The sequence below is a fragment of the Gracilimonas sp. genome (genome assembly GCF_035704785.1).
Classification (GTDB): domain Bacteria; phylum Bacteroidota; class Rhodothermia; order Balneolales; family Balneolaceae; genus Gracilimonas.
Window position 1 is genome coordinate 1 of the sequence record NZ_DASSWP010000208.1, and the last position, 25,808, is coordinate 25,808.

Annotated in this window: 22 protein-coding genes, 1 tRNA gene and 1 pseudogene; 5 read left to right on the forward strand and 19 right to left on the reverse strand. The window is 42.5% G+C overall.

The features are described 5' to 3' along the window. The 7 genes from VFM80_RS11960 to VFM80_RS11990 form a co-directional block, all read right to left on the reverse strand. Window positions 1–488 (reverse strand): M20/M25/M40 family metallo-hydrolase (locus VFM80_RS11960; protein WP_395072062.1); only part of this gene is annotated, 488 nt, incomplete at its 3' end. 6 nt (window positions 489–494) lie between these two features. Then, the gene (locus VFM80_RS11965) at window positions 495–950 is read right to left on the reverse strand and encodes a Rid family detoxifying hydrolase (protein WP_395072063.1); all 456 of its coding nucleotides are present in this window, start codon (window positions 948–950) and stop codon (window positions 495–497) included. Window positions 951–1,102: 152 nt separating this feature from the next. Beyond that, a complete protein-coding gene (locus tag VFM80_RS11970; protein ID WP_395072064.1) occupies window positions 1,103–2,392 on the reverse strand; it encodes an aminotransferase class V-fold PLP-dependent enzyme in 1,290 nt (429 codons plus the stop codon). A 126-nt stretch (window positions 2,393–2,518) separates the two neighbouring features. After that, on the reverse strand, window positions 2,519–2,845 hold the full coding sequence (locus VFM80_RS11975) for a YtxH domain-containing protein (protein WP_395072065.1): 327 nt from the start codon (window positions 2,843–2,845) through the stop codon (window positions 2,519–2,521). A 115-nt stretch (window positions 2,846–2,960) separates the two neighbouring features. Continuing rightward, complete coding sequence (locus VFM80_RS11980; RefSeq protein WP_395072066.1) at window positions 2,961–6,152, reverse strand: efflux RND transporter permease subunit; 3,192 nt, start codon at window positions 6,150–6,152, stop codon at window positions 2,961–2,963. Continuing rightward, complete coding sequence (locus tag VFM80_RS11985; RefSeq protein WP_395072067.1) at window positions 6,149–9,277, reverse strand: efflux RND transporter permease subunit; 3,129 nt, start codon at window positions 9,275–9,277, stop codon at window positions 6,149–6,151. Before VFM80_RS11985 ends, VFM80_RS11980 begins: the two co-directional genes overlap by 4 nt. An 8-nt stretch (window positions 9,278–9,285) precedes the next feature. After that, a complete protein-coding gene (locus VFM80_RS11990; protein WP_395072068.1) occupies window positions 9,286–10,638 on the reverse strand; it encodes an efflux RND transporter periplasmic adaptor subunit in 1,353 nt (450 codons plus the stop codon). A 194-nt stretch (window positions 10,639–10,832) separates the two neighbouring features. Here VFM80_RS11990 and fsa point away from each other — a divergent pair, with 194 nt between their 5' ends. Continuing rightward, window positions 10,833–11,489 carry a fructose-6-phosphate aldolase gene (gene fsa, locus VFM80_RS11995; protein WP_395072069.1) on the forward strand — a complete coding sequence of 219 codons (657 nt, stop codon included), beginning with the start codon at window positions 10,833–10,835 and terminating at the stop codon, window positions 11,487–11,489. A gap of 79 nt (window positions 11,490–11,568) precedes the next feature. On the opposite strand, the gene VFM80_RS12000 is transcribed toward fsa, so the two are convergent. Next, entirely contained in the window at window positions 11,569–11,787 is a 219-nt protein-coding gene (locus tag VFM80_RS12000) for a hypothetical protein (protein WP_395072070.1), read from the reverse strand. Window positions 11,788–12,032: 245 nt separating this feature from the next. On the opposite strand from VFM80_RS12000, the gene VFM80_RS12005 reads away from it, so the two are divergent. Further along, window positions 12,033–14,222, forward strand: a complete 2,190-nt coding sequence (locus VFM80_RS12005; protein WP_395072071.1) for an acylase — start codon at window positions 12,033–12,035, stop codon at window positions 14,220–14,222. Between the two features lie 56 nt (window positions 14,223–14,278). Here VFM80_RS12005 and VFM80_RS12010 read toward each other — a convergent pair whose 3' ends face one another. The 4 genes from VFM80_RS12010 to VFM80_RS12025 all read right to left on the reverse strand — a co-directional run bounded on the left by VFM80_RS12010 (window position 14,279) and on the right by VFM80_RS12025 (window position 17,920). Further along, window positions 14,279–15,367: a PAS domain S-box protein gene (locus tag VFM80_RS12010; RefSeq protein ID WP_395072072.1), complete on the reverse strand. Its 1,089-nt coding sequence runs from the start codon at window positions 15,365–15,367 to the stop codon at window positions 14,279–14,281. Between the two features lie 126 nt (window positions 15,368–15,493). Continuing rightward, window positions 15,494–16,972: a phytoene desaturase gene (locus VFM80_RS12015; protein WP_395072073.1), complete on the reverse strand. Its 1,479-nt coding sequence runs from the start codon at window positions 16,970–16,972 to the stop codon at window positions 15,494–15,496. 67 nt (window positions 16,973–17,039) lie between these two features. Further along, window positions 17,040–17,705 carry a septal ring lytic transglycosylase RlpA family protein gene (locus VFM80_RS12020; protein ID WP_395072074.1) on the reverse strand — a complete coding sequence of 222 codons (666 nt, stop codon included), beginning with the start codon at window positions 17,703–17,705 and terminating at the stop codon, window positions 17,040–17,042. Between the two features lie 142 nt (window positions 17,706–17,847). Further along, window positions 17,848–17,920, reverse strand: a tRNA-Thr gene (locus VFM80_RS12025). Between the two features lie 122 nt (window positions 17,921–18,042). Between VFM80_RS12025 and VFM80_RS12030 the strand changes: the two genes are divergently transcribed. After that, window positions 18,043–18,636, forward strand: coding sequence for a rhomboid family intramembrane serine protease (locus tag VFM80_RS12030; RefSeq protein WP_395072075.1), 594 nt, complete (start codon window positions 18,043–18,045; stop codon window positions 18,634–18,636). 12 nt (window positions 18,637–18,648) lie between these two features. Here VFM80_RS12030 and serC read toward each other — a convergent pair whose 3' ends face one another. After that, window positions 18,649–19,728, reverse strand: a complete 1,080-nt coding sequence (serC, locus tag VFM80_RS12035) for a 3-phosphoserine/phosphohydroxythreonine transaminase (RefSeq protein WP_395072076.1) — start codon at window positions 19,726–19,728, stop codon at window positions 18,649–18,651. A gap of 25 nt (window positions 19,729–19,753) precedes the next feature. Beyond that, window positions 19,754–20,965, reverse strand: a complete 1,212-nt coding sequence (locus VFM80_RS12040) for a DUF1015 domain-containing protein (protein ID WP_395072077.1) — start codon at window positions 20,963–20,965, stop codon at window positions 19,754–19,756. Window positions 20,966–21,084: 119 nt separating this feature from the next. On the opposite strand from VFM80_RS12040, the gene VFM80_RS12045 reads away from it, so the two are divergent. Together VFM80_RS12045 and VFM80_RS12050 are read left to right on the forward strand one after the other, a co-directional pair. Then, window positions 21,085–21,411, forward strand: coding sequence for a DUF1844 domain-containing protein (locus VFM80_RS12045; protein WP_395072078.1), 327 nt, complete (start codon window positions 21,085–21,087; stop codon window positions 21,409–21,411). Further along, entirely contained in the window at window positions 21,398–21,829 is a 432-nt protein-coding gene (locus tag VFM80_RS12050) for an NUDIX hydrolase (protein ID WP_395072079.1), read from the forward strand. The genes VFM80_RS12045 and VFM80_RS12050 overlap by 14 nt, the downstream gene beginning before the upstream one ends. A 58-nt stretch (window positions 21,830–21,887) precedes the next feature. On the opposite strand, the gene VFM80_RS12055 is transcribed toward VFM80_RS12050, so the two are convergent. From VFM80_RS12055 to VFM80_RS12075, 5 genes and pseudogenes are all read right to left on the reverse strand, one after another. Then, window positions 21,888–22,541, reverse strand: a complete 654-nt coding sequence (locus VFM80_RS12055; RefSeq protein WP_395072080.1) for an energy transducer TonB — start codon at window positions 22,539–22,541, stop codon at window positions 21,888–21,890. A 105-nt stretch (window positions 22,542–22,646) separates the two neighbouring features. After that, on the reverse strand, window positions 22,647–23,252 hold the full coding sequence (locus tag VFM80_RS12060) for an energy transducer TonB (protein ID WP_395072081.1): 606 nt from the start codon (window positions 23,250–23,252) through the stop codon (window positions 22,647–22,649). A 192-nt stretch (window positions 23,253–23,444) separates the two neighbouring features. Continuing rightward, a complete protein-coding gene (locus tag VFM80_RS12065) occupies window positions 23,445–23,855 on the reverse strand; it encodes a VanZ family protein (RefSeq protein WP_395072082.1) in 411 nt (136 codons plus the stop codon). Then, a complete protein-coding gene (locus tag VFM80_RS12070) occupies window positions 23,856–25,355 on the reverse strand; it encodes an NAD(P)H-hydrate epimerase (RefSeq protein WP_395072083.1) in 1,500 nt (499 codons plus the stop codon). It lies immediately after the preceding gene. 258 nt (window positions 25,356–25,613) lie between these two features. Then, window positions 25,614–25,808: pseudogene (locus VFM80_RS12075) on the reverse strand (proline--tRNA ligase); the annotation flags it as partial.

Sequence of the window (25,808 nt, forward strand, 5' to 3'; positions counted from 1 at the left end):
TTAGGTTGTCCCGGTATGTTATGAAGGGCAAACATGTAGTCCGGAGACAGAGCATGAAATTCAGGAGACTCCACTACGTCTTTTGCTCCGAGGTCCGTTTCTTCCGCCGGTTGAAAAAGCAGTACGGCTTTTCCTTTTTTAGGTCGATTTTCTGAAATGAGTTTCCCAAGATAAGCGATGATGGCCATATGTCCGTCGTGACCACAAAGGTGAGCCACACCGTCAATGGAAGAACGGTAAGCAAGATTCGGAGAACGTTCCTGAATTGGAAGGGCATCTAGCTCGCAGCGAAAGACGATGGTCTCCCCGGGTTCGGTGCTTTCAAACACAAACATCTTCCCGGTTCCGGCAACCGGAATTTCTTCATCAGGATTGAATTGCTGCATGAATTCCGAAATACGTTTCGAAGTCTCAAATTCCTGCTTCGAAAGTTCAGGATACCGGTGCAGTGTTCGGCGAAGGTTGATGAAATCTTGTAGATTCGACATAGTAAGTTACTTTACAGCCTCCACCATTATTTCAACTTTGGCATCGAGTGGAATTCGGCTAACCTCAACCACCGCTCGGGCCGGAGGGTTTTCCGGAAAATACTCAACATAAATTTTATTGAAAGCCCCATAATCATTCATGTTATCGAGGAAGACCTGGGCTTTTACCACATCCGCCATTGTAAATCCTGCGGCCTCTAAAACGGCTTTAACATTTTGCAGGGTTTGGTGTGTTTGAGATTCGAGGTCATCACCGGCCAGCTCGCGGGTTTCAGGAACCAACCCGATCTGCCCGGAGAGGTACAACACATTCCCAACCTGAATAGCCTGCGAATACACCCCAACAGCAGCCGGAGCGTTATCTGTTTGAATGATGGTTTTTTGATTGGGAGTTTGTTCCTGTTGTGTACAGGAGATATTCGCAAATACCACAATTAAAATAAGTGAGGATAGTTTTTTCATGTTTTCATTGGTTTATTCTCAGTAAGGGCGCATTGCAATGCGCCCTTACTGAGTCTTTATCACATGTCTGATTTTCAATTTAATAAGTTTTTGTTAAGTAGCTCCGCTGTAATGCCAACCGAAGACTTTGCCTCCATCTATCAGTGTATTCGCTACACTTTAGCAATCTGATCCTTCATCGCATCCACAAACCGCCCGATCTCCTCCATGGTGGTATAAACATTTGGGGTAACCCGGATGCCCTCAAACTGATCATGGACAATAGGGGTGGTGATAATACGATAATCAGTCCAAAGGGTACTGTTCAATTCCCCGGGCTCCATTCCTTTGATCTGTACGGTGGCTATTCCACAGGCATATTTTGGATCACGGCTGGTGTGAAGCACCACTTTATCGCCATCCACGATCTCATCGATCCAGAGATCATTCAGGTGTTTGAGGCGTGCCTCTTTTCGGGCTGAACCAATGCCTTCGTGAAAGGTCAGGGCTTCACCTATAGCCAAAAAATTAGCAGCGGGATGAGTTCCTATCTCTTCAAACTTTCGGATATCTTCATCCTGCGATTCCGCAGCAGCCATTAGTGGCCAAAGGTTTTTGATCTTATCCTTCTTCACGTACAACATGCCGGTGCCATGTGGAGCAAACAGCCATTTATGTAAACTGGTGGTATAATAATCACAATCCAGATCGGAGTGTTTGAAATTAAAATGGGCGTAGGCGTGGGCTCCATCCACTATGACCGGAATGCCTTTTTGGCGAGCCATATTCACCACCTTTTTGACCGGCAGGATCTGTCCGGTGATATTGATGATGTGGCTCATCAGGATGAGTTTGGTTTTTGGGGTGATCGCCTGCTCAAACCGCCGGACGATCTCAGCATCATCCTCAGCGGGAACGGGAATACTGATCTGAGTAAGTTTAATACCTTCCCGGCGTTCGCGCTGCTTAAAGGTATTGATCATTCGGGGGTAATCCTGATCGGTTGTCAGAACTTCATCACCGGGCTTAAGGTCAAAGCCTAGCTGACAAATTTGTAAACTTTCGGAAGCATTTCGGGTGATGGCGATCTCTTCGGTGTCCACTCCAAAATTTCGGGCAAGCCGCTGGCGTACTCCTTCCCGTCTAGGCTCTAAGATCCGCCACATGTTATAGACTGGGGCCTGATTAGAAAAATCGAGATGCTTTTTCATAGCATCCTGCACAAATGCCGGGGAAGGACTCACTCCACCATTATTTAAATTGATGAGACTACGATCAACAGTAAAAGCCTGTTGCACCTGTGCCCAGAAATCTTCGTTTTTTGCAATGTCATTAGGGGAGCCTGAAAAGTGCTGCAACTCTTGGGCGATGTCTTTTGCTTTCTGCGGACTGAAAAAAGCACCTGCACCCAGAACAGCAGCTCCGGTTCCCAGTTTTTTCAAAAATTGTTTACGTGATTCCATAGTCCCGATATCTTGATTAGGGGATATCGGGAATTACCCATTGATGAGGAAAAATGCAAGGCATAAAAAACCCCGCACATAAATGCATGTATGGGGTTTTAAATTTTTATCTATAAGAGGTAAAAATCAGCCCTTCTTTGCATCCGCTGACTTCTCTTTGGCGGTCTCAATAGATTCCAAAAGATCTTCGGCTTCTTTGATAAGTCCTTCAGCTTTTTCTTTGGCTTCAAGAACTACTTTATCACCTTTTTCTTTGGCTTCTGAAACCAGTAATTCTTTTTCTTCCCGCAATTGATCGATAAGATCATTTAGGTCATCGTAATAGTTGCTGAGTTTATAAGATAGACGGTCTCGGGTGTTTTTACCTGTGTCAGGTGCATAAAGCAATGCAAAAACAGCGCCCATAAGTGCCCCTGAAATAATTCCTGATAAAAAATCTGATGATCTGCTCATGATATTTCTCCTTTTTATTATTTAAACAAGTATAGGCTAAACACGTTCCAATTTCCATATCTGAAAGAGGATTTAACCAATTTTTTATTCTTGCTTTGTAATTGGTTGTAAGGTTTTAAGCCTGAATTGTTTCAGTCTTCCTTGACCGGAATAACTCCTTAAACCACTCAATGGTCATACTCAGTGAAACCGAAAGCACGGGAGTAATAAAAAGTGTTAAGATAGATCCAAACATCAGCCCGCCAATCACGGCTTTAGCAAGTGGTGACCATGTTTCAGCACCTGATCCGATCTCCAAAGAAAGCGGGATCATGGAACAAATGGTGGTGATGGCTGTCAGTAAAATCGGCCTCATTCTTCTTCGGCAGGCTTCGATAATTTGCTGAAGCAATTCGGAGTTCCTGACGGTTGGTTTTTCTTTCCAAAGGAAAACAGGAATAAAGAGATTTCTCCAACTCACAGATTTACGGTTCAGCAGGTCATAATCAGTTCCTTTAGTGTACAAGTGCATGTAATCCACTAATACGATCCCGTTATTGACTATGATACCCACCAGCATGAACATTCCAATATTTGCTGTTGTACTCAGTGCATCTCCAATGAGAAATAAGAAAGCAAGGGCACCAAACATGGCAAGAGGGATACACAGCCAGATCACAAAAGGATCCCTGAAGTTTTCGAACAGTGAAGCCATGATCATAAACATGAGTACCAGGGCAGCTAACAAAGCAAAGCCAAATTCGGATTGCCCCTGCTGGGTTTCCTGGGTTCCGCCGGTAAATTCATATCGGTAGCCATCGGGCAGCACGACTTCATTTTCCAGGAAATCTCTGATAACAGGTTCAAATTCAAGGGCATTACCCTGAACCTGAATATTAACGTCAAGAACAGTTTCACGGTCGCGGCGCTGGAAGGAATCCACACCTCTCATAGGTACAAACTCTCCGATGGCCTGAATAGGAATACGCTGATCTTCAAATTGAAAGACTTCCAGATCGAACAGGTCCTCCCGGCTGGTTAGTGCTTCTTTTCTTGTTCTAACCTCAATAGGGATCTCGCGCCCTTCATTAATGTAATATCCTGCCTGATTGCCTAAAGTTTGTGTCCTTAAAGCTCCGGCTACGGTATTCAGGTTTGTGCCAAGCCGTGCAAGTCGCTCACGGTCTGCAATAAAATGCAGTTCCGGAGTGGGATCGGTACGGCCGTTGTCCACATCAATTACGTTTGGATCTCCCATCAGCTTAGCTTCAATTTCATTTGAAATAGCAAGCAGTTGATCAATTTCTGCTCCTATTAAGCTTAACCGAATAGATCCGGCCCCTGAATCCCATCCTCGTCCAAAGCTGAGGCCACCGCCTACAACTCTTACGCGAACATCAACTCCGGGAGAGGTTAATTTTTCTCTGAGAAAAACAGCGAATTGGGTACTGCTTTTTTCTCGCTCTGTTTCCGGAACCAGGGTGAGACTAATTTCACCACTGTTGGTTTGCGTTCCCCAGCGGCTTCGCCCAATACTGGTGATCATGGTTTCTACTTCGGGCAGATCGCCTACTTTTTGGCTGAAATCGTCTAAAACATCTGCAGTTCTGATAAGCTGGCTGCCTTCAGGAAGGCTTATATTGATATCGATCTGGCCTGAATCAGCTTCAGGGAATCCTTGTTTTGGGATATTGGTGTAAAGGAAAAAAGTACTTACGGCGATAACGATCATTGCTGTTAAAGGAATCCATTTGTGATGAAATAACCATCGCAGAGATCTGATATAACCACGTTCAAGTTTTTCGATTCCTTTAAAAGCCAGATTCTTGGTATTAAACTGTTTTGAGTCTAAGACAAGCAGAGAAATAACCGGAACTAAAATAATAGATGAAAGGAACGAAAAGCCTATGGCAAAGCAGATCGCGTAAGCGAATTCCCGAAAGAATGCGCCCTGAGTTCCTGAGATCAAAATAATGGGGATAAAAACCCCGAGAGTTGTCAAAGTTGAACCGAGTAAGGCTCCAATTACTTCGTTGGTTCCTTTGAGTGCTGCATCAAATCGTGAAACACCTTCTTCCAGTTTACGAGCAATGCTTTCGGTTACAACAATGGAGTTGTCTACCAACAGCCCAATAGCCAGCGCCAAAGCTGAGATGGTCAGGATATTCAAAGTGAGATCTGCTGCATACATAGCCGCAAAACTGGCTGCAATAGAAACCGGGATGGTGGATGCCACCACGAGCGATATTCTCCATCCTCCCATAAAAACCAGGATCACTAAAATAACAACAACAAGAGCCGCTAATGCTGATTGTGAAAGATTATTGATCGAGTCTTCAATGGTTTTTCCTTCATCGGAAAGTACCCTGAGCGTAACACCGGGCGGTAAGATCTCATTGATCTCAGGGACTATTTCTTTCACAGCATTTACTACATCAAGGGTATTGGCATCCGAGTTTTTCTGGACTTCTATCGATACACTGTTTTTACCGTTTACTTTTACCAGACTTGTTACGTCGGTAAAACCATCACTTACTTCAGCTACATCTTTAACACGAATAGGGATGTTGTTCTCGGTAACTTGAATAATAGTATTCGAAATTTGATCTACGGTCTGATAGGTAGATTGTGCCCTGATGCTATAGTTGATCTTATCTGAGACGATATTACCAATCGGAAGCTGTACGTTATTAGAACGAAGGGCATTTTCTATATTTGAAGGCACTAAATTATATTGTGCCAACGACATGGGGGATACATCCACATAGATACGCCGTTCCAGACCTCCCTGGGTTTCAGCGGAAGCCAGTCCTTCAATGCGTTCGAGCCTGGTTTCAACAAGTTCCAGCCCTATATTTCGAAGCTCATCAAGGCCACGATTATCGGCATCAATACTGAGGCGCATGATAGGCCGGTTTTCGGGATCAAACTGGAAGATAACCGGTTCACTGGCTTGTTGTGGCAGATCTCCCCGTATTTGATCAATGGCTTTACGGACTTTCAATTCTGTTTTACGGATATCAGCGCCGTCACGTAAGCGAAGAATGATAAAAGCACTTCCGCGATTCACCCGTGCCTCCAGCGTTTCAATGCCTTCGATAGCAGAAAGGGCTCCTTCAATAGGATTTACAATGATCCGGTTGATGTCCTCAGGTGCCACATTTTGATATCCCGTGGATACCGCTAACACCGGAATATTGAATGAGGGATATAAGGTGACTTTAAGATTGGCCAGAGAAAACACGCCAAAACCGATCACGATCAATGTCATCATAATGACCGTGATAGGGCGTTTGAGAATACTTCCTGCTACACTGAATTGTTTCATGCTAATGCCTCCTGAGAGTTGGCTAAAGGATCTTCTTTGTGAACGGCATCAAATCCAAACTTTTCAACCCAGCCGTTTATAATGTTATAAAAACAGGGTACCACAAACAACATCAGCAGGGTACTCATGGTGAGCCCTCCAATGACGGTTCTTGCCATCGGGCTCCAGGTTTCGGAACCGGTACCGAGTTCAAGTGCCAGTGGAACCATGGATAAAATAGTGGTGAATGCGGTCATAAGGATCGGGCGTAAACGACGTGTTGCTCCTTCAACAACTGCTTTCTTACGATTCGTGCCCCTGGCTTGTAAAATTTTGATGTAGTCGATCATCACAATTCCGTTGTTTACCACAATACCGGTAAGCAAGATCAATCCAACCATAGAAGTTACGCTGATGGAAGTACCGGTGATCCAAAGCATAAGCAGCACTCCGGTCAAGGCTAGCGGGATGGTTAGAATAATAATAAAAGGTTCAACCAGACTTTCGAACTGTGAGGCCATGACCATATAAGTAAGGATGCCTGCGATTAGAAATGCGATCATCAGATATCTAAATGATTCTGCTTGCTCCTCGGCTGTACCGGAGATCTCATAACGATATTCATCCGGCCAGTTTACCTGATCCAGTTGCTGACGGGCTTGAGCCGAAGCTGCCGCAAGATCGATCCCTTCAAGTTCAGCGGTCACTTCAACAACGCGTTCCTGATCAATTCGAAGTACATTTGTTGGTCCGGTATAGCGTTCAACGCGCGCAAGATTTTTGAGCGGCATCCATTCGCCGGCCGGTGTTTGAATTTGAATATTTGTGAGATCCACGGATTGCGCTTTGTCCTGAGGAGCCAATTCAACAACAACTTCAAATTCCACTCCCTGATCTACAAAAGCAGTAGCAATATTTCCTTTGACCGCATTACTGACAGCGGTTGCAACCTGATTGGTATTCATGCCAACCCGCGAAATACGTTCACGATCCATGATGAGCCGTAATTCCGGTCTGCCCTGATCAGAGGAACTGAATACGCTGTTTATACCTTCAATTTCAAGAAGGCGTTCTTTTATGCCTTCAGCAAGTTCTTGCTTTGTCGCGGCATCATACCCAAAGATCTGTACGATCAAGCCATTTTCGCCATCAGGACTAAGCGGGTCAATGATCACTTCCTGTATCTGTACTCCGGGAACAACCTGAAGTTCACGGATCAAACTACTTGTGATCTCAGCCTGGGTGCGTTCTCTTTCGTTTTGGGAAACTAATTCAATACGAACCGTGCCGGTAAATCCACCCGGATCATCGGCCCCTTCAATGCCTTCTTTATCTCCGTAATCAGACACAATGAGTCGGGCTTCGGGGACTTCCTGTTGAATAATAGCTTCGACCTGACCGATGGAACGCTCCAGTTCAAATAAGTTTACTCCTGGCTCACGCTGTACTTCCAAAACGAATGCATTTTCATCTACCCGGGGGAAGAATTCTCCGCCTATCACATAAAACAACGGAAGACTAGCCAGGAATAAAACTACAGCACCTACAACGACCAATCCACTTCGGTCAATTACATTTTGAAGTTGATCATGGTATGTTTTTTCAAGCTTCTGAAGCAGACGTGTAAAAAATTTCGCCACTCTATTCTTAGCCTCAAAATCAACGGCTTTCTCTTTATAAAACTGGGAGGTCATCAGCGGAATAAGTGTAAGAGCAACCAAAGCCGAGATGACCAGTGAAAATGAAATGGTGAGAGCCAGATCGCGGAACAGGAATCCGGCGATTCCGGGTACAAACAAGATCGGCAGGAAAACAACCAGTGTGGTAATAGTGGATACAACAACCGGTACTGCCACTTCTTTTGCTCCATTTACGGAAGCTGTATCACGGTCTTCACCTTCTTCACGGAAGTGAAATATATTTTCCAGAACTACGACGGCATTATCAACCACAAGGCCAACAGCGAGGGTTAACCCTGACAGTGAAATAATATTGAGACTGAGGTCGGCCATATCCATCACCAAAAAAGTTGTAATGATGGAAACAGGGATCGAAATTGCGATGATCATAGCCGAACGTCCACTTCTCAAAAAGACCAGCAAGATGAGGATCACTAAAATGATTGCCTGAATACCGGTCATCAGCAGATTACTGATAGACTGTTCAATAAAATCAGCTTTATTGGTAAGCACACCAACTCGTACATCATTGGGTAGGCTTCGTTGTATTTCTTCAAGGCTGTTTACAACAGAATTGGCGGCGGTTACTACATTGGCATCACTTTGACGATAAATATTAAGGACAACCCCATCTTCTCCATTCACCCGCACATTTCCAATAGGCTGAGCAATACCATCAGTTACGGTAGCAACGTCTTTTAAAAGCAAAGGCTGACCGTCACGTACCGTAATAATTGTGTTCCGGATCTGATCAACATTCTTGAACTCTCCGATGGTTCTGAGTGAATAAATGGTATTGCCTTCGGTAAGCTGACCCGCAGGAACCTGTATATTTTCCTGCTGAAGCTTTTGGGAGATATCAGCAATAGTGAGGTTATAAAGCCTCATCTGTTGATTGTCGATGCGTACATTGATCTGCCTTTCGAGGCCACCGGAAGTTTCAGCCGATGCGATACCGTTTATCCGTTCAATGCGTTGCTCCAGCACCTGCTTGGAATAGGTGCGAAGTTCACGCGCACTTCGGGCATTTGAGGTAACGGTAAGTACAACGATAGGTTCCTGATTGGGATCATAAGAAAAAACAAGGGGTGTTTCGGCGTCATCTGGGATGGAGCGTTCAACAAATCCTAATTCCTTACGAACATCATTTTCAGCCTGATAAAGATCGGTTCCCCATTCAAAGTTAAGCTTTACAACGGATGCTCCCTGACTGGAAAGCGAACGTACCCGCCGAATTCCACTGATACTGCCTACTGATTCCTCGATAGGGCGGGTAACCAATGTTTCGATATCTTCCGGGGCAACACCTTCATAGCTGGTGTATACCGTAATAGTAGGAAAAGAAACGTCAGGATAAAGATTCAGCCGTAAATTCTGCAGGCCATAGAAACCAAAGCCCAGCAGAATCAGGGTCATCATTAAAAAAGTAATCGGACGGTCAACAGCCAGTTTAGAAAGAGAGCCCATTGGTTCCTTTAGTTAGAAGTTGAATCGGCAGTTGAATCTTGGTTCGCGCGTAATTCACGAAGAAACACCATACGCTCTTCCGGCGACATACCCTGCATTTTTTGCCGGGCTGCAGTACGTTCTTCTTCACTCATATTAGCAAGCGGGTTTTGTCCGGCACCCATTCTGTTACCGTTCGATTCCCCTTCAATTTGGCGTTCTTCCGGAGCCTGAAATCTTTCACCTGAAGCCACTGATATCCGTGATCCGTCTTCAAGTCCGCTTTGGCCGGTAACAATAATTCTATCTTCAGGGATAAGTCCTGCAAGCACCTCGATTTTATCTCCTTGTTCAATACCTAATTCCAGGGGCCGACGCTCGGCAATACTATCACCCTGCGATACAAATACTGAATAGGTTCTCTCCAGGTCTATGGTATTAGTTTCCGGGTTGATGACCGTCTCTACTTGCTCCACAAGCGCACTTCGGGGCACGATGATAGCACGGTCCTTGGTAGTGATATTGATCACATTTTCAACCAAAACGCCGGGATAAATTGTATCTCCGGTTTGGGTTAACGTGATCACCACTTCGCCTAATCCGGTGGTAGCATCAAGTTGAGGACTTTTCCGGGAAACAATACCTCTTGCACTGACTCCACTTTCATTGGAAACCCGAAGGTTTACTTTCTGCCCAATTTGTATGGCTTTCCAGTCTTGTATCGGTAAATAAATGCGGGATTCATATCCATTTGTACTGGCGATCTGAAATAACTCTGTTCCGGTATTTGCTATGTCTCCGGCTTCAAGGGCACGGGAAATAATGACCCCGTTAACAGGTGCCTTAACTTCCGTATTATTTAAGTTTTCCAAAGCCTGACTAAGTGAAGAACGGGCAGACTCAAGTTGTGCCAGTGAATTCTGATAGGAAGCCCGTGCGATATCTAATTCAGATTCGCTGGTCAGGTTACGTTCGTTAAGGAGTTGTTGCCTTGTAAATTCTGAACTGTCACGTCTTAAAGCTATATGGCTTTGCTCGACTTGAGAACGTGCCTGTGTGAGTTGATCTCTGAAAGTAGCATCATAAATTTTAGCCAGTATTTGTCCCTGACGTACAGTGTCACCTAAATCAACATAAAGATCAGTAATGCGGTTACTTACCTGCGGGACAACCGAAACTACACTTTGAGCTTTTACATTACCGTAGGAACGAACTTGTTCGGCAATGGTGCCCATTTCAATGGTACTGGTTTCAACACTTGTGGTGCGTTGCCCCTGATTGCCTCCAAACATGGAGGGATTGGGCTGCCCCTCTGAGCCACTGTTTCCACAGCTTATGATAAATACACTTATTACGGATAAAAGAAATATGGTCTTTTTCACTTGATAATTATTGGATTGAAATCTGAATTTTAAAACACTTATTCTAGTACATATAAGTTCAATAGAAAGTTTGGTTTTACAAGGGTTAGTTTTGTAAAAAAACGAAATTATATGTTTCCAGATGAAATGAATGTGGGGAAATGAATAGTTATCTTTACCTTTGATGCCAATCACCTATTAAACTTTTGCCATTCATGAAATTTTTTATCGATACAGCTGACTTAGACGAAATTAAAGAAGCCAACGACCTTGGTGTATTAGACGGAGTTACGACTAATCCCAGCCTTTGCGCTAAAATTGGTGTCAAAGACTTTGAAGGACATATCGCCAAGATCTGTGATATCGTTGAAGGCGATGTTTCAGCAGAGGTAGTATCTACCGAATATGACGAAATTGTAGAAGAAGGCCGAAAAATCGCCGACATTGCTGATAACGTTGTTGTTAAAGTGCCATTGATCAAAGACGGTATCAAAGCGATCAAGACTTTCTCTGAAGAGGGTATCAAAACCAACTGCACACTTTGCTTTTCAGCAACCCAGGCACTTATTGCCGCCAAAGCCGGTGCAACGTATATCTCTCCATTTTTAGGAAGATTAGATGATATCTCAACGGAAGGGATGCAGCTCATCCGGGATATCGTTCAAATCTATGACAACTACGGATACCAGACCGAAGTGCTTGCCGCAAGTATCAGGCATCCAATGCACGTCTTGGAATGTGCCAAAGAAGGAGCTGATGTTGCTACCATGCCATTGAGCGTGATCAAAGGATTGCTGAAACATCCTCTTACCGACAGTGGGCTAGAGCGATTTCTTCAAGACTGGGAAGATCTTCAGAAAAGCCTGAAGTGATCAGCTGATTACACAGAATTCTATTTTTATATCAAAACAAAAGCGAAGGAGCAAATTCCTTCGCTTTTTTTATGTCTTTTCAAATGGAAAGGAATAGGAACAGGCCAAAAATGACATTGGGTATCGTACCGAACTTTGCATCCTTCCAGTCTTTCCATATCAGTGTTTGTGAAAGGGTAACTCCTGATACTCCTACTCCAATGTAATAAGGTGAATTTCCCAAATATAAAATGGACATTGCTATAAACAGAAATGAAGTAAATAGCCAGATCATGCCTGAGGTTCTGTTTATAGGCATTTTAAGCTCTTTGATCTTAGCCAGCTCAAATGCTTTTTAGAAAACCGAGAAGGTGTATCAATCCGTGAGTCACAATGAAAAGTGCGAATGCTGTTTTCATGGTATATCTCCCTGAAGTTATATATACCTGATTCTAAGACATCATCATGTAGATTCCATGAAGATTAAAATGATTTACATTTTCTGCTTTTTCTTTCTGATTCTGTTGGCCTACATTCCTAAACTTTCTAATCAACCCATTATCCATGAAAAAGCTTTGTTATTTTCCTTTTCTGATTCTATTCATATTTGCAGGCTGTCAGTCCCAATCTCCATTTTCTTCCGAAGAGTTAGAAGGATGGGAACAGCAGGCATCAGAAATTGAGATCTTAAGGGATGATTTTGGAGTACCTCATATTTACGGTAAGACAGATGCTGATGCTGTGTTTGGATTGATGTATGCTCAAGCCGAGGATGACTTCAAAAGAGTAGAGCGAAATTATATCTGGGCCATAGGAAGGCTGGCAGAAGTGGAAGGTGAAGATGAATTATACAGTGACCTTCGGGCACGCCTTTTCATGAGCAAGGAAGAAGCTATCGAGCATTATGAGAATGCTCCGCAATGGCTCAAAGAATTATGTGATGCATGGGCTGCGGGTCTCAATTATTATCTTCATACCAATCCGAACGTGGAACCGGCGCTTTTAAATAGATTTGAGCCGTGGATGCCTATGTATTTCAGTGAAGGCTCTATTGGGGGAGATATTGAGCGGGTTTCAACACGAAGAGTACAAGCTTTTTATGAAGATCGAGCATCATTGGCGTTAAATGAATTTGGGAACGGTTTGACGGTAATAGATCCCTATGAAGAGCCAAAAGGTTCTAACGGGTTTGCTATTGCCGGCGAACATACCGAATCAGGCAATGCCATGTTATTGATCAATCCGCACACGTCGTTTTATTTCCGAGGAGAAGTACATGCCATTAGTGACGAAGGGCTGAATGCATATGGTGCTGTAACCTGGGGGCAGTTTTTCATCTATCAGGGTTTTAACGAGAAAACCGGATGGATGCACACCTCAACCTATGCTGATGTAATCGATGAGTTCAAGCAGGTTATCGAAGAACGGGATGGACAGCTTAAGTATAAATATGGCGATGAATGGAGAGATGTGGAAGTTTCTGAAGTCACCCTGAAGTACAAAGAGGGAGATGAATTGCTGGAAAAAACCTTCCCGATCTATCGAACACATCACGGACCGATCACCCACATGATAGATGACCAATGGGTGGCAACCTCACTGATGTGGGAACCGGTGAAAGCACTGGAACAGTCATACACCCGCACCAAGAAAAACAATCATGATGAGTTTCGGGAAATGATGGATATTCGAACTAACTCGTCCAACAATACGGTATTTGCTGATGCTGAAGGTAATATTGCCTATTATCACGGCAATTTCATTCCTATTAGGAACACACAGTTTGATCACACTCAACCGGTTGATGGCAGCAATCCCGCTACCGACTGGCAAGGTTTGCATCCTGTTGATGAAACTATCACTATCTTAAATCCCGATAATGGATGGATCCAGAATGCCAACTCAACCCCATTCACAGCGGCGGCAGAATTCAGTCCTAAAAGAGAAGATTACCCGGGTTATATGTCAAGTGCACCCGAAAATTTTCGGGGTGTTCACGCTATTGATCTACTGGAAGAGGTTGAGAACCTGACATTAGATGGGCTCATAGAATTAGCCTACGATCCTCGGCTTCCGGCTTTCGAGAAAATGATTCCCGGTCTTATTGAAGCGTATGATAGTTCATCTCCAAAAGATGAAACAATAGCTGAAGCAATTGAAGTCATGAGGAATTGGGATTTTACGACCTCAGAAGAATCAGTGGCGATGTCTTTAGCGCATTTTTATGGAATGAATTATTTGAGAAATGGTGAAAATCCTGGTGGAATGAATTTTATGGAACGCATGGATTACTACGGGGAAGGGTCTCCGGAAGAGGAGCGGTTGGCTATTTTCAAACAAACCCTTGAAGAGCTGGAAGAAGACTTTGGTACCTGGAATACGCCGTGGGGAGAAATTAATCGCTTTCAGCGGCTGGATGGATCAATTGCTCCAAACTTTGATGACGATCAGCCGAGCCTTCCTGTTGGAATGGCTTCGAGCCGATGGGGTGCTTTGGCATCGTACGGGGCGGGCCATTATGGAAATAAGAAACTCTATGGCACATCAGGTAACAGTTTTATTGCTGTAGTTGAATTCGGTGATACAGTAACAGCAAAGAGTCTGCTGGCCGGTGGACAAAGCGGAGACCCGGATTCTCCGCACTTTTTTGATCAAGCGGAACGCTATATAAATGTAAATTTTAAAGATGTAGCTTATTATCGGGATGATGTTGAGGCTAGGGCAGAAGAAAGATATAAGCCCGGTGAAAGGTAAGTTTATGGAAAGGGACAGTCAGTTGAACTATCCTTTAAACTAAACCGGATACAGAACTAATCTTTAAAGGTAAGCGTGAACACTGCACCTTCATTTACTTTACTGTTTACCGTGATCTTTCCGCCTAAACTGATAATGTGATTATACACCAGATATAACCCAATACCCTTGCTGTCTCTGTGTTCATGGAAGGTTTGATTCAGCCCGAACACATTGTCTTTTTGTTTTTCGCTATCAAACCCAATGCCGTTATCTGAGAATATCAGCTGTTTTTTCGCATCTGAGATCTCGGTTTTTATAGTGATAACAGGATCCCGCTCCGGATGTGCATATTTGATAGAATTGGTGATCAGGTTTAGAAAAATACTCTCCAAATACCCCGGGTTAAATTTTACCGATTCAAAAGCACTTAGATCGATCTGAAAAGTTGTATTTGAATCTTTTATAAGTGAATCCAAAGTTAATCGTATGGAATCAATGACATCCATAAGTTTAATATCAACCAGGTTTATTGATTGTGTGTCTTGAAGCTTCAGGTCATCTACATAATTATCTAAAGTTGTTTTAAGATTTTCTGTAGATTTCTTTAGCAATTCAATGAACTCACGGGTTTCCTCATTATTGATATGAGAAACGTCCATCAAGCTAAATATAGCAAGCAAGTTACTGATAGGTGCCCTGAGGTCATGAGATGTAGTGTAGTTGAGTTGCTTTAGTCGGCTATTGGTTTTGCTTAATTCTGAAAGCAACTGATTTCGTTCTTCTTCCTGTTTTTTCTTATGGGTGATGTTTTTGGCAATGGCATAGATCAATTCTTCATCTTTAACGGGTATGGATGTCCAGGCAAACCAAACGATGTCTCCCCGTTTTGTGATATACCGGTTCTCAAAATTTGTTAAAGGCTTTCCATAAAGGATCGGTTCACGATATTTCTGAGTGACCTCTTTATCATCCGGATGCTGAAAATAACTAATGGGCTTTGAAAGCAGTTCTTCCTCACTATATCCCAAAACTTTGCAAACGGCAGGATTTACCCTTTTAAAATATCCGTCAAAGCCGGCGATACAAAGTAAATCATGCGATAATTCAAAAAACGGGGCTAATGAATAGTCCGTCTGAATTTCCAACTTATTGCCGTTATCCAAAGCCATGAATTTTTATTTAATGTGTCTTAAGCAGCTCGCTCAAGATTAGAAGAATCTAATAATTGGATGTGATATTACCTAACACGAAATAAAGATCAGTACTCATATGTAATCAAATCTTTGCATCTATGCAGAGCCAATTAAATCCTGAGCAATGATCGAAGATGAGAGTACACCGGGTAGTCCTGCGCCCGGATGGGTTCCGGCTCCCACAAAGTAGAGATTATCGACATCTTCACTTTTGTTATGCGGACGAAACCATGCGGATTGTGTTAAGATCGGCTCTACCGAAAAGGCTGATCCCTTATAGCTGTTTAAGACATTCTGAAAGTGCAGAGGATCGATATAATGCTCAGCAATGATGTTTTCCTGAAGATCCGGGAGGTAATTTTCCTCAAGGAAATTCATAATGGCATCACGATATTTTGGAGCCATTTCATTCCAGTCGGTACCACTGTCCAAGTGGGGTACAGGAGAAAGCACATAGAACCCTTCGCAACCTTCCGGCGCCATCGAATGATCAGTTATGGTAGGCATATGCAGGTACAGGGAGAAGTCTTCTGCGAGATTTTTCTTATGGAAAATATCTTCCAGCAACCCTTCGTATCGCTCACCCAAAATGATGTTGTGATGTGCCAGTCCGGAATCCAGGTATCGCTTCTTGGTCCCGAAATAGATCACAAAAAGTGACATGCTGTACTTGGTGCGCCCGATCTTACGGTCGGTATATTTTTTCCGGTGTTTGGGATTGATGAGGTTCTTATAAGTGAATGCAACATCAGCATTGGAAACGATTTCATCGGCTTCAAACTGTTCCCCGTTCTTAAGCCGGACACCGGTGGCTTTTCCATTTTTGATAAGAATTTCATCTACCTCGGCTTCGGTTTGAATCTTCCCACCTTGCTCGAGGATCAACTTTTCAAGGGCATTAACAATAGCTCCGGTTCCGCCCATGGCGTAATGAACACCCCACTCACGCTCGAGATAGTGGATCATGGCATAAATGGATGTAGTATCAAATGGATTGCCACCGACTAGCAGTGGGTGAAATGAAAAACATCGTCTCAGAAATTCATCCTTAATAAATTGCGCCACATATTTATATACTGTTTTATAGGATTGGAGCTTAATGAGGTCAGGGGCAACCTTCAGCATATCGGTGAATTTCAGAAAAGGCTTATCGGCCAGTTCTACAAATCCTTTGTTGAAAATGGCTTTGGTGGTTTTGATGAATTTCTCGTAGCCTTCTACATCATCCGGATTTCGTTTTCGGATCTCTTCAAGAGTGAATTCATGGTCATTGTTATAATCGAAATGTTTACCCTCCGCATCAAAAATACGGTAGAAAGGATCACAAGGTACAAATTCAACATAATCTTCCCGTTTCTTGCCTGCCGCTTCAAAGATATCATCAAACATAAATGGAGCAGTAATAACGGTTGGGCCCCCATCAAACTTGAACCCATTTTTTTCATACACATAGGCCCGCCCGCCAAGCTTGTCTCTTTTTTCGAGGATGGTAACATCGTGGCCGTCAGAGAGCAACCTGGAAGCAGCGCCGAGTCCGCCAAATCCGCTTCCTATAACAATGATGCTTTTCTTCATGAATAAAATGATTTTATGTTTTATGCGGAAAACGGAAAAAAGAGGGTAATCAATCCCAGCAAGTGAATTAATTTTGGATTTGTTTTACAAAGCCGGCAAAACCCATGTTTTTGAGTCGCTGCATTTCTTTTTGTGCATCATCGGGGTCGGTATAGATGCCATAGTAAACGCGGTAAAAAGTCCGCCCGGCCATATCTATTTCTTCGACACGGCTTCCCTCAATTTTGGCAGTTTGAGTTTCAGCTTGTGTTCGTTCTTTATACGAACCAAGCTGCACGGTATAGGTTGGAACCTTTATATCGGTAATTCTGGAGTTTTCTAAATCTCCTTCCAACAAATAAAGGCGTACGCGCGCAGTTCCCGGTCCTATCATCCCTATTCTTTCGGCTGCTGCTTTCGAAAGGTCTATGATCCTGTCTTTGGCATAAGGACCACGATCATTGATACGAACCTGTACTGTTTTTCCATTATCCAGGTTTTCAACTAAAAGAATGGTTCCAAAAGGCAGGGTACGATGGGCTGCTGTAACTCCATTCATGTCATAAACCTCTCCGTTGGCAGTTAACTTGCCATGAAAGTTGGGACCGTACCAGCTTGAAATTCCATTTTCAATAGCACGGGCATTTTCGGTTGAGGCATAATCAATTCCGTTGTTTGTCCGGCTTGTGACACCACAAGCAGAAAAAAGTATCGCAGAAATGGCAAAAATGAGCAGAGTATTAAGAGCGCGCATGAAGATGATCTATTTGGTTAACCGCAGTAAAAATATATCCTGCTTTTTTATGAAATGCTATGAAGTTACTTACAAAAACGGTCACAGAATTAAATGGGGATGCTTCTTTGATGCTGCTGATAAATGCCAAAGACCCGATTTGAGCCAATAGTCGGACTCGAACCGACGACCTATCCCTTACGAGGGGATTGCTCTACCAGCTGAGCTATATTGGCTTTAGTCTTATTAAGGGCTCTACCCCTGATCTGTTTCCTGTTCAATAAAACAAAGTTACCATTCTTTTTGAATTTTGTGCAAGCGATTCATTTTCATCTTACCTTAAAAAGAAAAAAAGTACATGTCGGTAACCATTTCTCTTATTGCAGCCAATGTTTTGGTCTCTTTGATCACCCTTTATGCCGCTCCTAAGTTATTTGAAAAGTTTATGATGATGCCTTACCGGGTAGTTCGTGAAAAAACCTGGTATGAACTCATTAGTTCCGGCTTTGTACATGCCGGACTCGGTCACCTGTTCCTGAATATGTTTGTACTTTTCTTTTTTGGTTTGGTGCTGGAACGCAGTATTGGTCAGGGACATCTGTTGGCGCTATATTTTACCGGGCTGATCGTATCAAGTTTACCGTCCTTATATAAGCATAAGGACAACACCGAATTTGCTACAGTGGGTGCTTCAGGTGCCGTAGAAAGCGTACTTTTTGGTTATATTGTACTTTTTCCACTGGAACCTATCTACATCATGTTTATTCCTATTGGAATTCCGGCTATTATATTCGGAGTATTGTTTTTGGCTTACAGTGTTTATGCCAGTAAAAGTGAAGGGCGAATAAATCATGAGGCCCATATTGCTGGAGCAGTTTGGGGATTAATTTATTTGATCATTTTTGTCCCCAACACCATTGATCAATTCTTGACTGTATTCGGCCTTATCTGATAATAGATGAGGTTAGCCATTCTGTTCTCGGAAATAATTCATGAACTGAGCCAGAGCTTCTACAGATTCCAAAGGGCAGGCATTATAAATACTGGCTCTTATCCCGCCAATAGTACGATGCCCTTTTAAGGCAACAAGATCATGTTCAGTTGCTTCCTGTAAAAACTTCTGTTCCAGCTTTTCAGATGGTAAACGAAAAGTCACATTCATTTTTGAGCGGGAGTCTTTTTGTGCTATTCCCCTGTAGAATTCATCTGAATCAATAACATGGTATAAAAGTGCAGCTTTTTTATCATTAAGTTTTTCGAAATATGCGATCCCACCTTTTTCTTCCACCCATTTCAAAACAAGATTTACCATGTAAACTGCAAAGGTTGGTGGTGTATTGAAAATTCTATCGGCATGGGTATGATAATTCAGTATGGTTGGAATATCTGATTTATCAGCGGTTTTAAGGAATTCATTTCGCACTAAAACCAGCGTAACTCCAGAAGGCCCAAGGTTTTTTTGTGCTCCCGCATAGATAAGTCCATATCTGTCAAGGGCTATTCTTTTGGAGAGAAAATCGGAAGATGCATCACAAACCAACGGGACTCCATTTGTCTCCGGCTCGGAATGAAACTGTGTTCCGTAAATGGTATTGTTTGAGGTGTAGTGCAAATACCGGGCGTTTTTAGAACAATTAAACTCTCCTTGTTGTGGTACCCTGGTAAAGTTCTCTTCTTCACTTGAAAATGGAACATGAACATTACCGAAAAGCTTGGCTTCTTTTATGGCTTTCTTTGACCATATACCTGTATTGATATAGTCTGCCGTTTCATCAGATTTCAGAAAATTATAGGGCACCTGCATGAACTGGCTGCTGGCGCCACCCTGCAAAAACATGATCTTAAAATCATTACCCAGCCCTAAAATTCTGGATAGCCGTTCTTTTGCTTCCTGATCTACCTGAGTGTAAGATTTCCCCCTATGGCTTTGCTCCATGATAGAGGTTCCGTCTCCATGATAATCGAGGAGTTCATCCTGAACTATCTTCAAAACTTCCAGAGGAAGAGCGGCCGGACCGGCACTAAAATTATGAACGCGTTTCATAGCTTATGAGCGTGAGTGAATGGTGTTAAAAGGTATGTACTAACAAACCGGATCTTAGTTTTGGTTCAAACCAGGTAGATTTCGGGGGCATCAATAAACCGGCATCAGAGACTTCTAAGAGTTCCTTGATACTGGTTGGATACATACTGATCCCAACTGCAGCTTCTCCATTATCAACCAGCTTTTCCAGTTCATCGGTTCCCCGAATACCTCCAACAAAATCTATATTTGGGTCAGTTCGCTGGTCTTTGATTCCGAGCATCGGTTCTAATATCTGATCTTGTAACAAGGCAATATCAAGCTTAGAAGCAGGGTCGTTCTTGGCCGGTTCTTTAAGGGAGAGTCCAAACCAGTTATCATTTATATAAATAGATAGCCCCCCCTTTTTATACGGAACAGGTTTGGCATTCTTTTGCAGGTTGAATTCCTGTTCAAGTTGTTGCAGGAAATTATCAGGAACAGATAAAATGATACGGTTATAGGCTAATATTTCCATCTGATCCATAGGGAACAGGACGGCCGGGAAGTAATTGTACCCCTCAGTGCCGTTATGTTCAGGATTCTGAGCAGCATATTCTTTAGCAGCCCGGGCTGCACTTGCACAACGATGATGGCCATCGGCAATGTATAATGACGGAATACTTCTAAAGGCTAAAACCAAATCATCATTCCGATCAATTTTCCAAATGGTATGGGTTATATCATCTTCAGTTTGGATGTCGTAGATGGGATGATTTTGTTCGGTGTATTTGTTCATGAAATTGGTAATGTTACCAGAATCACGAAACGTAAGCATTACAGGTTCTGCATGGGCTCGTTGAGAGATTATATGCTTTGTGCGGTCGTCTTCTTTATCGGGCCTTGTAAGCTCGTGTTTTAGAATAATATCATTATTGTAGTCTTCTACGCTGACACACCCAAATATCCCGGTTTGGGTATGTCCATCCATGGTCAGGCTATAAATATAAAGGGACTCTTCGTCCTCTTGTATGAAGGTCTCTGAATTTAGTAACTTTAAAAGATTTTTTCTTCCTTGTTCATATACCTTGGGATCATAAACAGAAGTATTATCAGGTAAGTCAATTTCAGGTCTGATTACGTGTAAGAAGCTATTAGGCTTTCCTTTGGCAAGATCTTTGGCTTCTTGACTATTTACAACATCGTACGGTACACAGGCTACTTCATGGGCGAATTCAGCATTCGGTCTCCATGCTTTAAAGGGCTTTAAAATGGCCATAAAAAGTTTATGATTTTGGTTATCCTTGAGAAGGAATAAGGTACATAAAATTGAACATTATTAAATTGAAAGCTCTTAATTTAGAGTGATCATTCAATAACATAAATAAAAGATCTGCGATGAGTAATAATGGAGATAAATTAAACGAAGAACAGCAAGAGCAACTGCTATTTATGATGTTAATTCAGCAGCATCAGCAAATAGCTATGATGGGACTTGGGAAAATCCAAAACCCGGCAACGCAGGAAATAGAAAAAGATCTGTCCTCCGCAAAATATGCCATCGACACCCTGGCAATGCTTAAAAAATACACAAAGGGAAATCTTTCCGGTGAAGCAGGTGGCTATCTGGAACAGACTTTGACTAATTTGAGGATGAACTATGCAGAAGAAGCTAAAAAAGCAAAATCTGCTTCCTCAGAAAACCCTTCTGATGAAGATGAATAAATCTTCTGTTGTGCCGATCACCGCTTGCGGAGGTATAGTATTTAGGTACAAAAATGAGAATACCGTTCCTGAGGTCCTGATGATCTTAAGAAACGGATACTGGGATCTTCCTAAAGGGAAATTAGAACCTGACGAAAGCTTGGAGATGTGTGCTGTACGTGAAGTTGCAGAAGAAGTAGGGAGTGGTATGCCTGCGATCATAAAAGAAGTAGGGACTACTTATCACGAATATCAGGAAAAGAATAAAACCATGGGTAAAACCACCTATTGGTATTCGATGATATTTACTCGAATGGAGAATTTAGCTCCACAATTAGAAGAAGGGATAGAAACTACAGAATGGGTAATACTATCAGAGGCTGTAGAAAAGGCAGGATTTGAAAACCTGAAAGAGATCCTTAAAAAACTTAAGGCATAAAAAAAGGTGTGATCATTATGATCACACCTTAAATCTAATTATAAGTAAAGTACTTGAATTAGTTCTCGAGTCGGAAGTTGATTGAAAGTGCATACTGTACACGAACCGGACGGCCTCTTTGCATTCCGGGCTCAAATTCAGCTTGCTGAACTGCTTTCAAAGCTTCTTCGTCACAACCGCCGCCAATACCACGAACAACCCGGGCATTTTCAACTTTACCTTGTTCGTTCACAATAAACTGTACGGTAACACGGCCTTCAATACCGGCTCTACGAGCCATTTCAGGATATTCAACACTTGCTTGAAGTTCACCCATTCCGCCTATTAATACAGGCATCTGCTCAACTACTACAAAGAAATCTTCTTCTACATCTTCTTCATCGGGAGGAGGAGGTAGATCCATTGGAGCATCTAAATTTAGTTCAGAATCAAGATCGATCATCTCATCTTCTATGATCTCATCATTTGGAACCTCAACTGGGACCGGTGGACGGGGAGGTGGAGGTGGAGTCTCAATTTGTTTTGTTTGTACAATTTCTTCCATCTCCACTATTTCTTGTTCGCCTATGTCAACAACATTTGGCGGCTCAGTTTCAAGTGTTACGTTTACGGCTGTGATCATAAAAAGCAAAGCAATGATCAAACCTGCCTCTAAATAGACAGTATATGATCTTTTAAGATCAGCCTTCGGTGTTTTCCTTTCGTTTCTCATAATTCAAATACAATATTAAAATAATTTATTACCGCTGAAAAGAACGGGATTTTATGAATACTGTGCAAGTAGTAACTCATATATTTTAACTTATTAAACAAAGTTTTAGTGTGTAACGATCCTATAATTGTTTATAAGTATAAATTGAACAGTTTCTTTTATTTTGAATGAAGTTATTTCTCCTCCTTTAACACCGGCTTTATATCGTTGTAATTTAATAGCCTTAAGAACCGCTTTGTCGCATCCCCCGCCAATCCCTTTGACAATTACCGGATCTTTTACAAGGCCTTGCTCCGTTACCATGAATTCCACCTCAACAATTCCTTCGATCCCTGCCCTGCGAGCATATTCAGGATACTCTATGCTACTTCCAAAAGCCTCTTCACCCCCGATCATTACAGGTAACTGTTCGATCCCTTTTAAAAGCTCATAGTTTACTTTTATTTCAATTTGGTTTGGGAGAGGAGGGACCATTAGTACAGATATCTGATCATATTCGGGGAGTTCTAAAGTTTCCGGTTCTATGATCTCATCTGTAGGTATCTGGATCGGCACAACAGGCTCGGGAAGGGATTTTGTTTCCAACATATTCTCAGTAGTTACCGGAGGAAGTATCAATGCTGTTTCATCACTTGGAACATATGTTAGAATAACGCCGGACTGTTCAGGAAGCTCTATGTTAGCCATGATTATGAAAATGAATAAAGTCATGATGACACCTGTTTCAATAATAACAGGATAACTCAATCTGAGATCAGCTGATGGATATTTTCTTATCATTTCTACCTCAAATAAATTATTGGATAGAGCCTTTTGCAATATTAAAATAGCAAAAAAGGTGATAAAAGCACCTTAAAAGAATAAATACCTAATTCTACCGATTAATGTGCAGGAAGGGGAAAGTTAAGATGAGGAGCTATTTTTAAATTGGGGGACTTTTTTTGCCATCACATAAAGCAAGAAAATAGCGAATCCTGTCCCCGAAATGTCAGCGATCAGATCCAGTAACTCCGGGCTTCGGTCTATAGGCAGCAAATGCTGCAACACTTCAACAGTTAATCCGAAGAAAACGCCCACCAGGAATACAGGTAACAGGGAGAATTTGTCTTTTAAGAATCGAACAAGTCCATAAAAAAAAGTCCAGGCAGCAAACATAACAAAATGAACCACTTTGTCAATTCCAAGCAATGACCTTGGCATCTTATAGTCTGCAGGAAAAAGGGTTCCATATAAGATCGCTGCGGTAGAAAGGATCAATAGGGTAAAATAAAGCTTAACAGAACGGGTAAGAAGTGTATTAACTATTTTCGTCATTTAGATGATATCAATGGGCTCTAATGAACCTGAATTTGCTGCATAATATTGTTGGGATTTTTCGAAACCGTCTAATAATGCATAAAAGCACGCTAACTCATTTGATGAAAATTTCAACCAATAGGCAGCCGTTTTTCCTGCAAGTATATCCCCAAAACCTGCACGGGAAAAAATACGAGTGTCGTAGCCTGTTAAATACGAATCTCCTGATTCTGTTCCAACAATTGAGGGCATTCCCTTCGATAAAATTATTATTTTTTCTGCTTTGGCTTTAAGTGAGGTTAATTTCATCCTTTCGAGATCGTCACTGACCTCTTCATTAAATAAGCTTTTTAGTTCTCCGGGATGCGGAGTTAAGATCCAGTTTGATGATCCCGGTTTTTCCCAGCTATCAAGTTGGGATAACGCAAATAAAGCATCTGCATCAATGACTGAATCTCCCTCAAATTCTTGCAATATTTTTTGGGTAAACCTAATGGTCTCTTCCTGTCTTCCAAGTCCGGGACCGATCAACAGTTTGCCGGGCTTTTCATTCAATATATTTAAAACCTTCTCAAAATGAGATTCCTTAAAGTATAGATCACCGATATCACCAACGGGCTTTTTGATGATCTGTACCAGCTGTTTCTCAAATATTTCAAGCAGTCCTTTTGGGGTGATGAGCACCACTGCACCCAGTCCGGTCTTCCAGGCACTTTTAGCTGCCATAATTCCTGCTCCCGTCAATCCTTCGGAGCCGGCAATGATGTATAGAACCCCACCATCATATTTGTGACCTTTAGGTTTGGGTGATGGAGAGTTAGCCTCTACCCAATCCCAGTCAATAAGGTAAGCTTCAGGTTCTTTGTATTTGTTGGGGAAAGAAAGTTCGCATAATATGATCTCTCCTGTTGTGTCAAATCCTTCATTTAGGAAAAAGCCGGTTTTTAAAGCTCCAAAGCTTAGAGTGAAATCAGTCTGAACAGCAGATCCCATAATTTGGCCTGAATCTGCGTTCAACCCCGTAGGAACGTCCAAAGAAAATACTGGGAATTCCTGCTGATTGATCCACTCTATGGCATCAGAATAGGGGGCGCGTACTTCAGAATTCAATCCTGTTCCCAGCATCCCGTCTACTACAAAATCGTAGTTTTTTGGAGTGAAGTCTTCCCAACTCAGGATTTCGATTTCAGTATCCAGTTTTTGGAGAAGCTTCAGGTTTTTGTCAGCATCAGGGCTCAAACCTTCGGTTCCTGACATAAAACAAATGGTGATCTTATAATCTTGCTGAGAGAGTAATCGGGAAATGACCAATGCATCCCCGCCATTATTTCCTTTTCCGCAGAAAAAGATTCCGTGCGCCCCTGTCGGTACTTTTGATAAAATAAAATCTGCAGCCCGTGTTCCTGCAATTTCCATCAAGGTAAAGCCATCGATCCCGAACTCAGAGATGGTCTTCTCATCCATGAATCGGGATTGTTGGGCCGAGCAGAGGTAATACGGATGTGGGATTTTTGGCATTAGTTAAAATTGGTTTAGCAAAATGATTTTAGCGAGAAAAAATCTCCCCTTGAGGGGAGTACGGCTTCAGCCGGGAGGGGTGTTGTGGCCAAGGAATATCATTTTTGTTATGACTTAATTGCCCTTGGCTTACACCCTCCGCGTATTATCAGCAAGCTGAAAATACTGCACCTCCCTCAAGGGAGGACTTTTTCTTTATATTCACTTTACAGTAAATATTACTTTGCAAAATCTTCGAACGCTTGGCGGTTTGAAACATTAATAGGACCGGGCAAACAAAACTTTTTGCTTCGAAGGCTTACCGGTAACCATGCATTTTCCTTCTTTACCAACTTCCAATGGAATCAGGCGGATAGTTGCTTTGGTGTCTTGTTTGATCTTTTCTTCAGTTTCAGGAGTTCCGTCCCAGTGTGCCCAGATGAAACCGCCTTTATCATCGAGTACTTTTTGAAA

What these genes read in the sequence shown, in the direction of transcription:
- VFM80_RS11965 (WP_395072063.1), bottom strand. Translation starts at nt 950, where the DNA reads ATGAAAAAACTATCCTCACTTATTTTAATTGTGGTATTTGCGAATATC.
- VFM80_RS11970 (WP_395072064.1), bottom strand. Translation starts at nt 2,392, where the DNA reads ATGGAATCACGTAAACAATTTTTGAAAAAACTGGGAACCGGAGCTGCT.
- VFM80_RS11975 (WP_395072065.1), bottom strand. Translation starts at nt 2,845, where the DNA reads ATGAGCAGATCATCAGATTTTTTATCAGGAATTATTTCAGGGGCACTT.
- VFM80_RS11980 (WP_395072066.1), bottom strand. Translation starts at nt 6,152, where the DNA reads ATGAAACAATTCAGTGTAGCAGGAAGTATTCTCAAACGCCCTATCACG.
- VFM80_RS11985 (WP_395072067.1), bottom strand. Translation starts at nt 9,277, where the DNA reads ATGGGCTCTCTTTCTAAACTGGCTGTTGACCGTCCGATTACTTTTTTA.
- fsa (WP_395072069.1), top strand. Translation starts at nt 10,833, where the DNA reads ATGAAATTTTTTATCGATACAGCTGACTTAGACGAAATTAAAGAAGCC.
- VFM80_RS12000 (WP_395072070.1), bottom strand. Translation starts at nt 11,787, where the DNA reads ATGCCTATAAACAGAACCTCAGGCATGATCTGGCTATTTACTTCATTT.
- VFM80_RS12005 (WP_395072071.1), top strand. Translation starts at nt 12,033, where the DNA reads ATGAAAAAGCTTTGTTATTTTCCTTTTCTGATTCTATTCATATTTGCA.
- VFM80_RS12015 (WP_395072073.1), bottom strand. Translation starts at nt 16,972, where the DNA reads ATGAAGAAAAGCATCATTGTTATAGGAAGCGGATTTGGCGGACTCGGC.
- VFM80_RS12020 (WP_395072074.1), bottom strand. Translation starts at nt 17,705, where the DNA reads ATGCGCGCTCTTAATACTCTGCTCATTTTTGCCATTTCTGCGATACTT.
- VFM80_RS12030 (WP_395072075.1), top strand. Translation starts at nt 18,043, where the DNA reads ATGTCGGTAACCATTTCTCTTATTGCAGCCAATGTTTTGGTCTCTTTG.
- serC (WP_395072076.1), bottom strand. Translation starts at nt 19,728, where the DNA reads ATGAAACGCGTTCATAATTTTAGTGCCGGTCCGGCCGCTCTTCCTCTG.
- VFM80_RS12040 (WP_395072077.1), bottom strand. Translation starts at nt 20,965, where the DNA reads ATGGCCATTTTAAAGCCCTTTAAAGCATGGAGACCGAATGCTGAATTC.
- VFM80_RS12045 (WP_395072078.1), top strand. Translation starts at nt 21,085, where the DNA reads ATGAGTAATAATGGAGATAAATTAAACGAAGAACAGCAAGAGCAACTG.
- VFM80_RS12050 (WP_395072079.1), top strand. Translation starts at nt 21,398, where the DNA reads ATGAAGATGAATAAATCTTCTGTTGTGCCGATCACCGCTTGCGGAGGT.
- VFM80_RS12055 (WP_395072080.1), bottom strand. Translation starts at nt 22,541, where the DNA reads ATGAGAAACGAAAGGAAAACACCGAAGGCTGATCTTAAAAGATCATAT.
- VFM80_RS12060 (WP_395072081.1), bottom strand. Translation starts at nt 23,252, where the DNA reads ATGACTTTATTCATTTTCATAATCATGGCTAACATAGAGCTTCCTGAA.
- VFM80_RS12065 (WP_395072082.1), bottom strand. Translation starts at nt 23,855, where the DNA reads ATGACGAAAATAGTTAATACACTTCTTACCCGTTCTGTTAAGCTTTAT.
- VFM80_RS12070 (WP_395072083.1), bottom strand. Translation starts at nt 25,355, where the DNA reads ATGCCAAAAATCCCACATCCGTATTACCTCTGCTCGGCCCAACAATCC.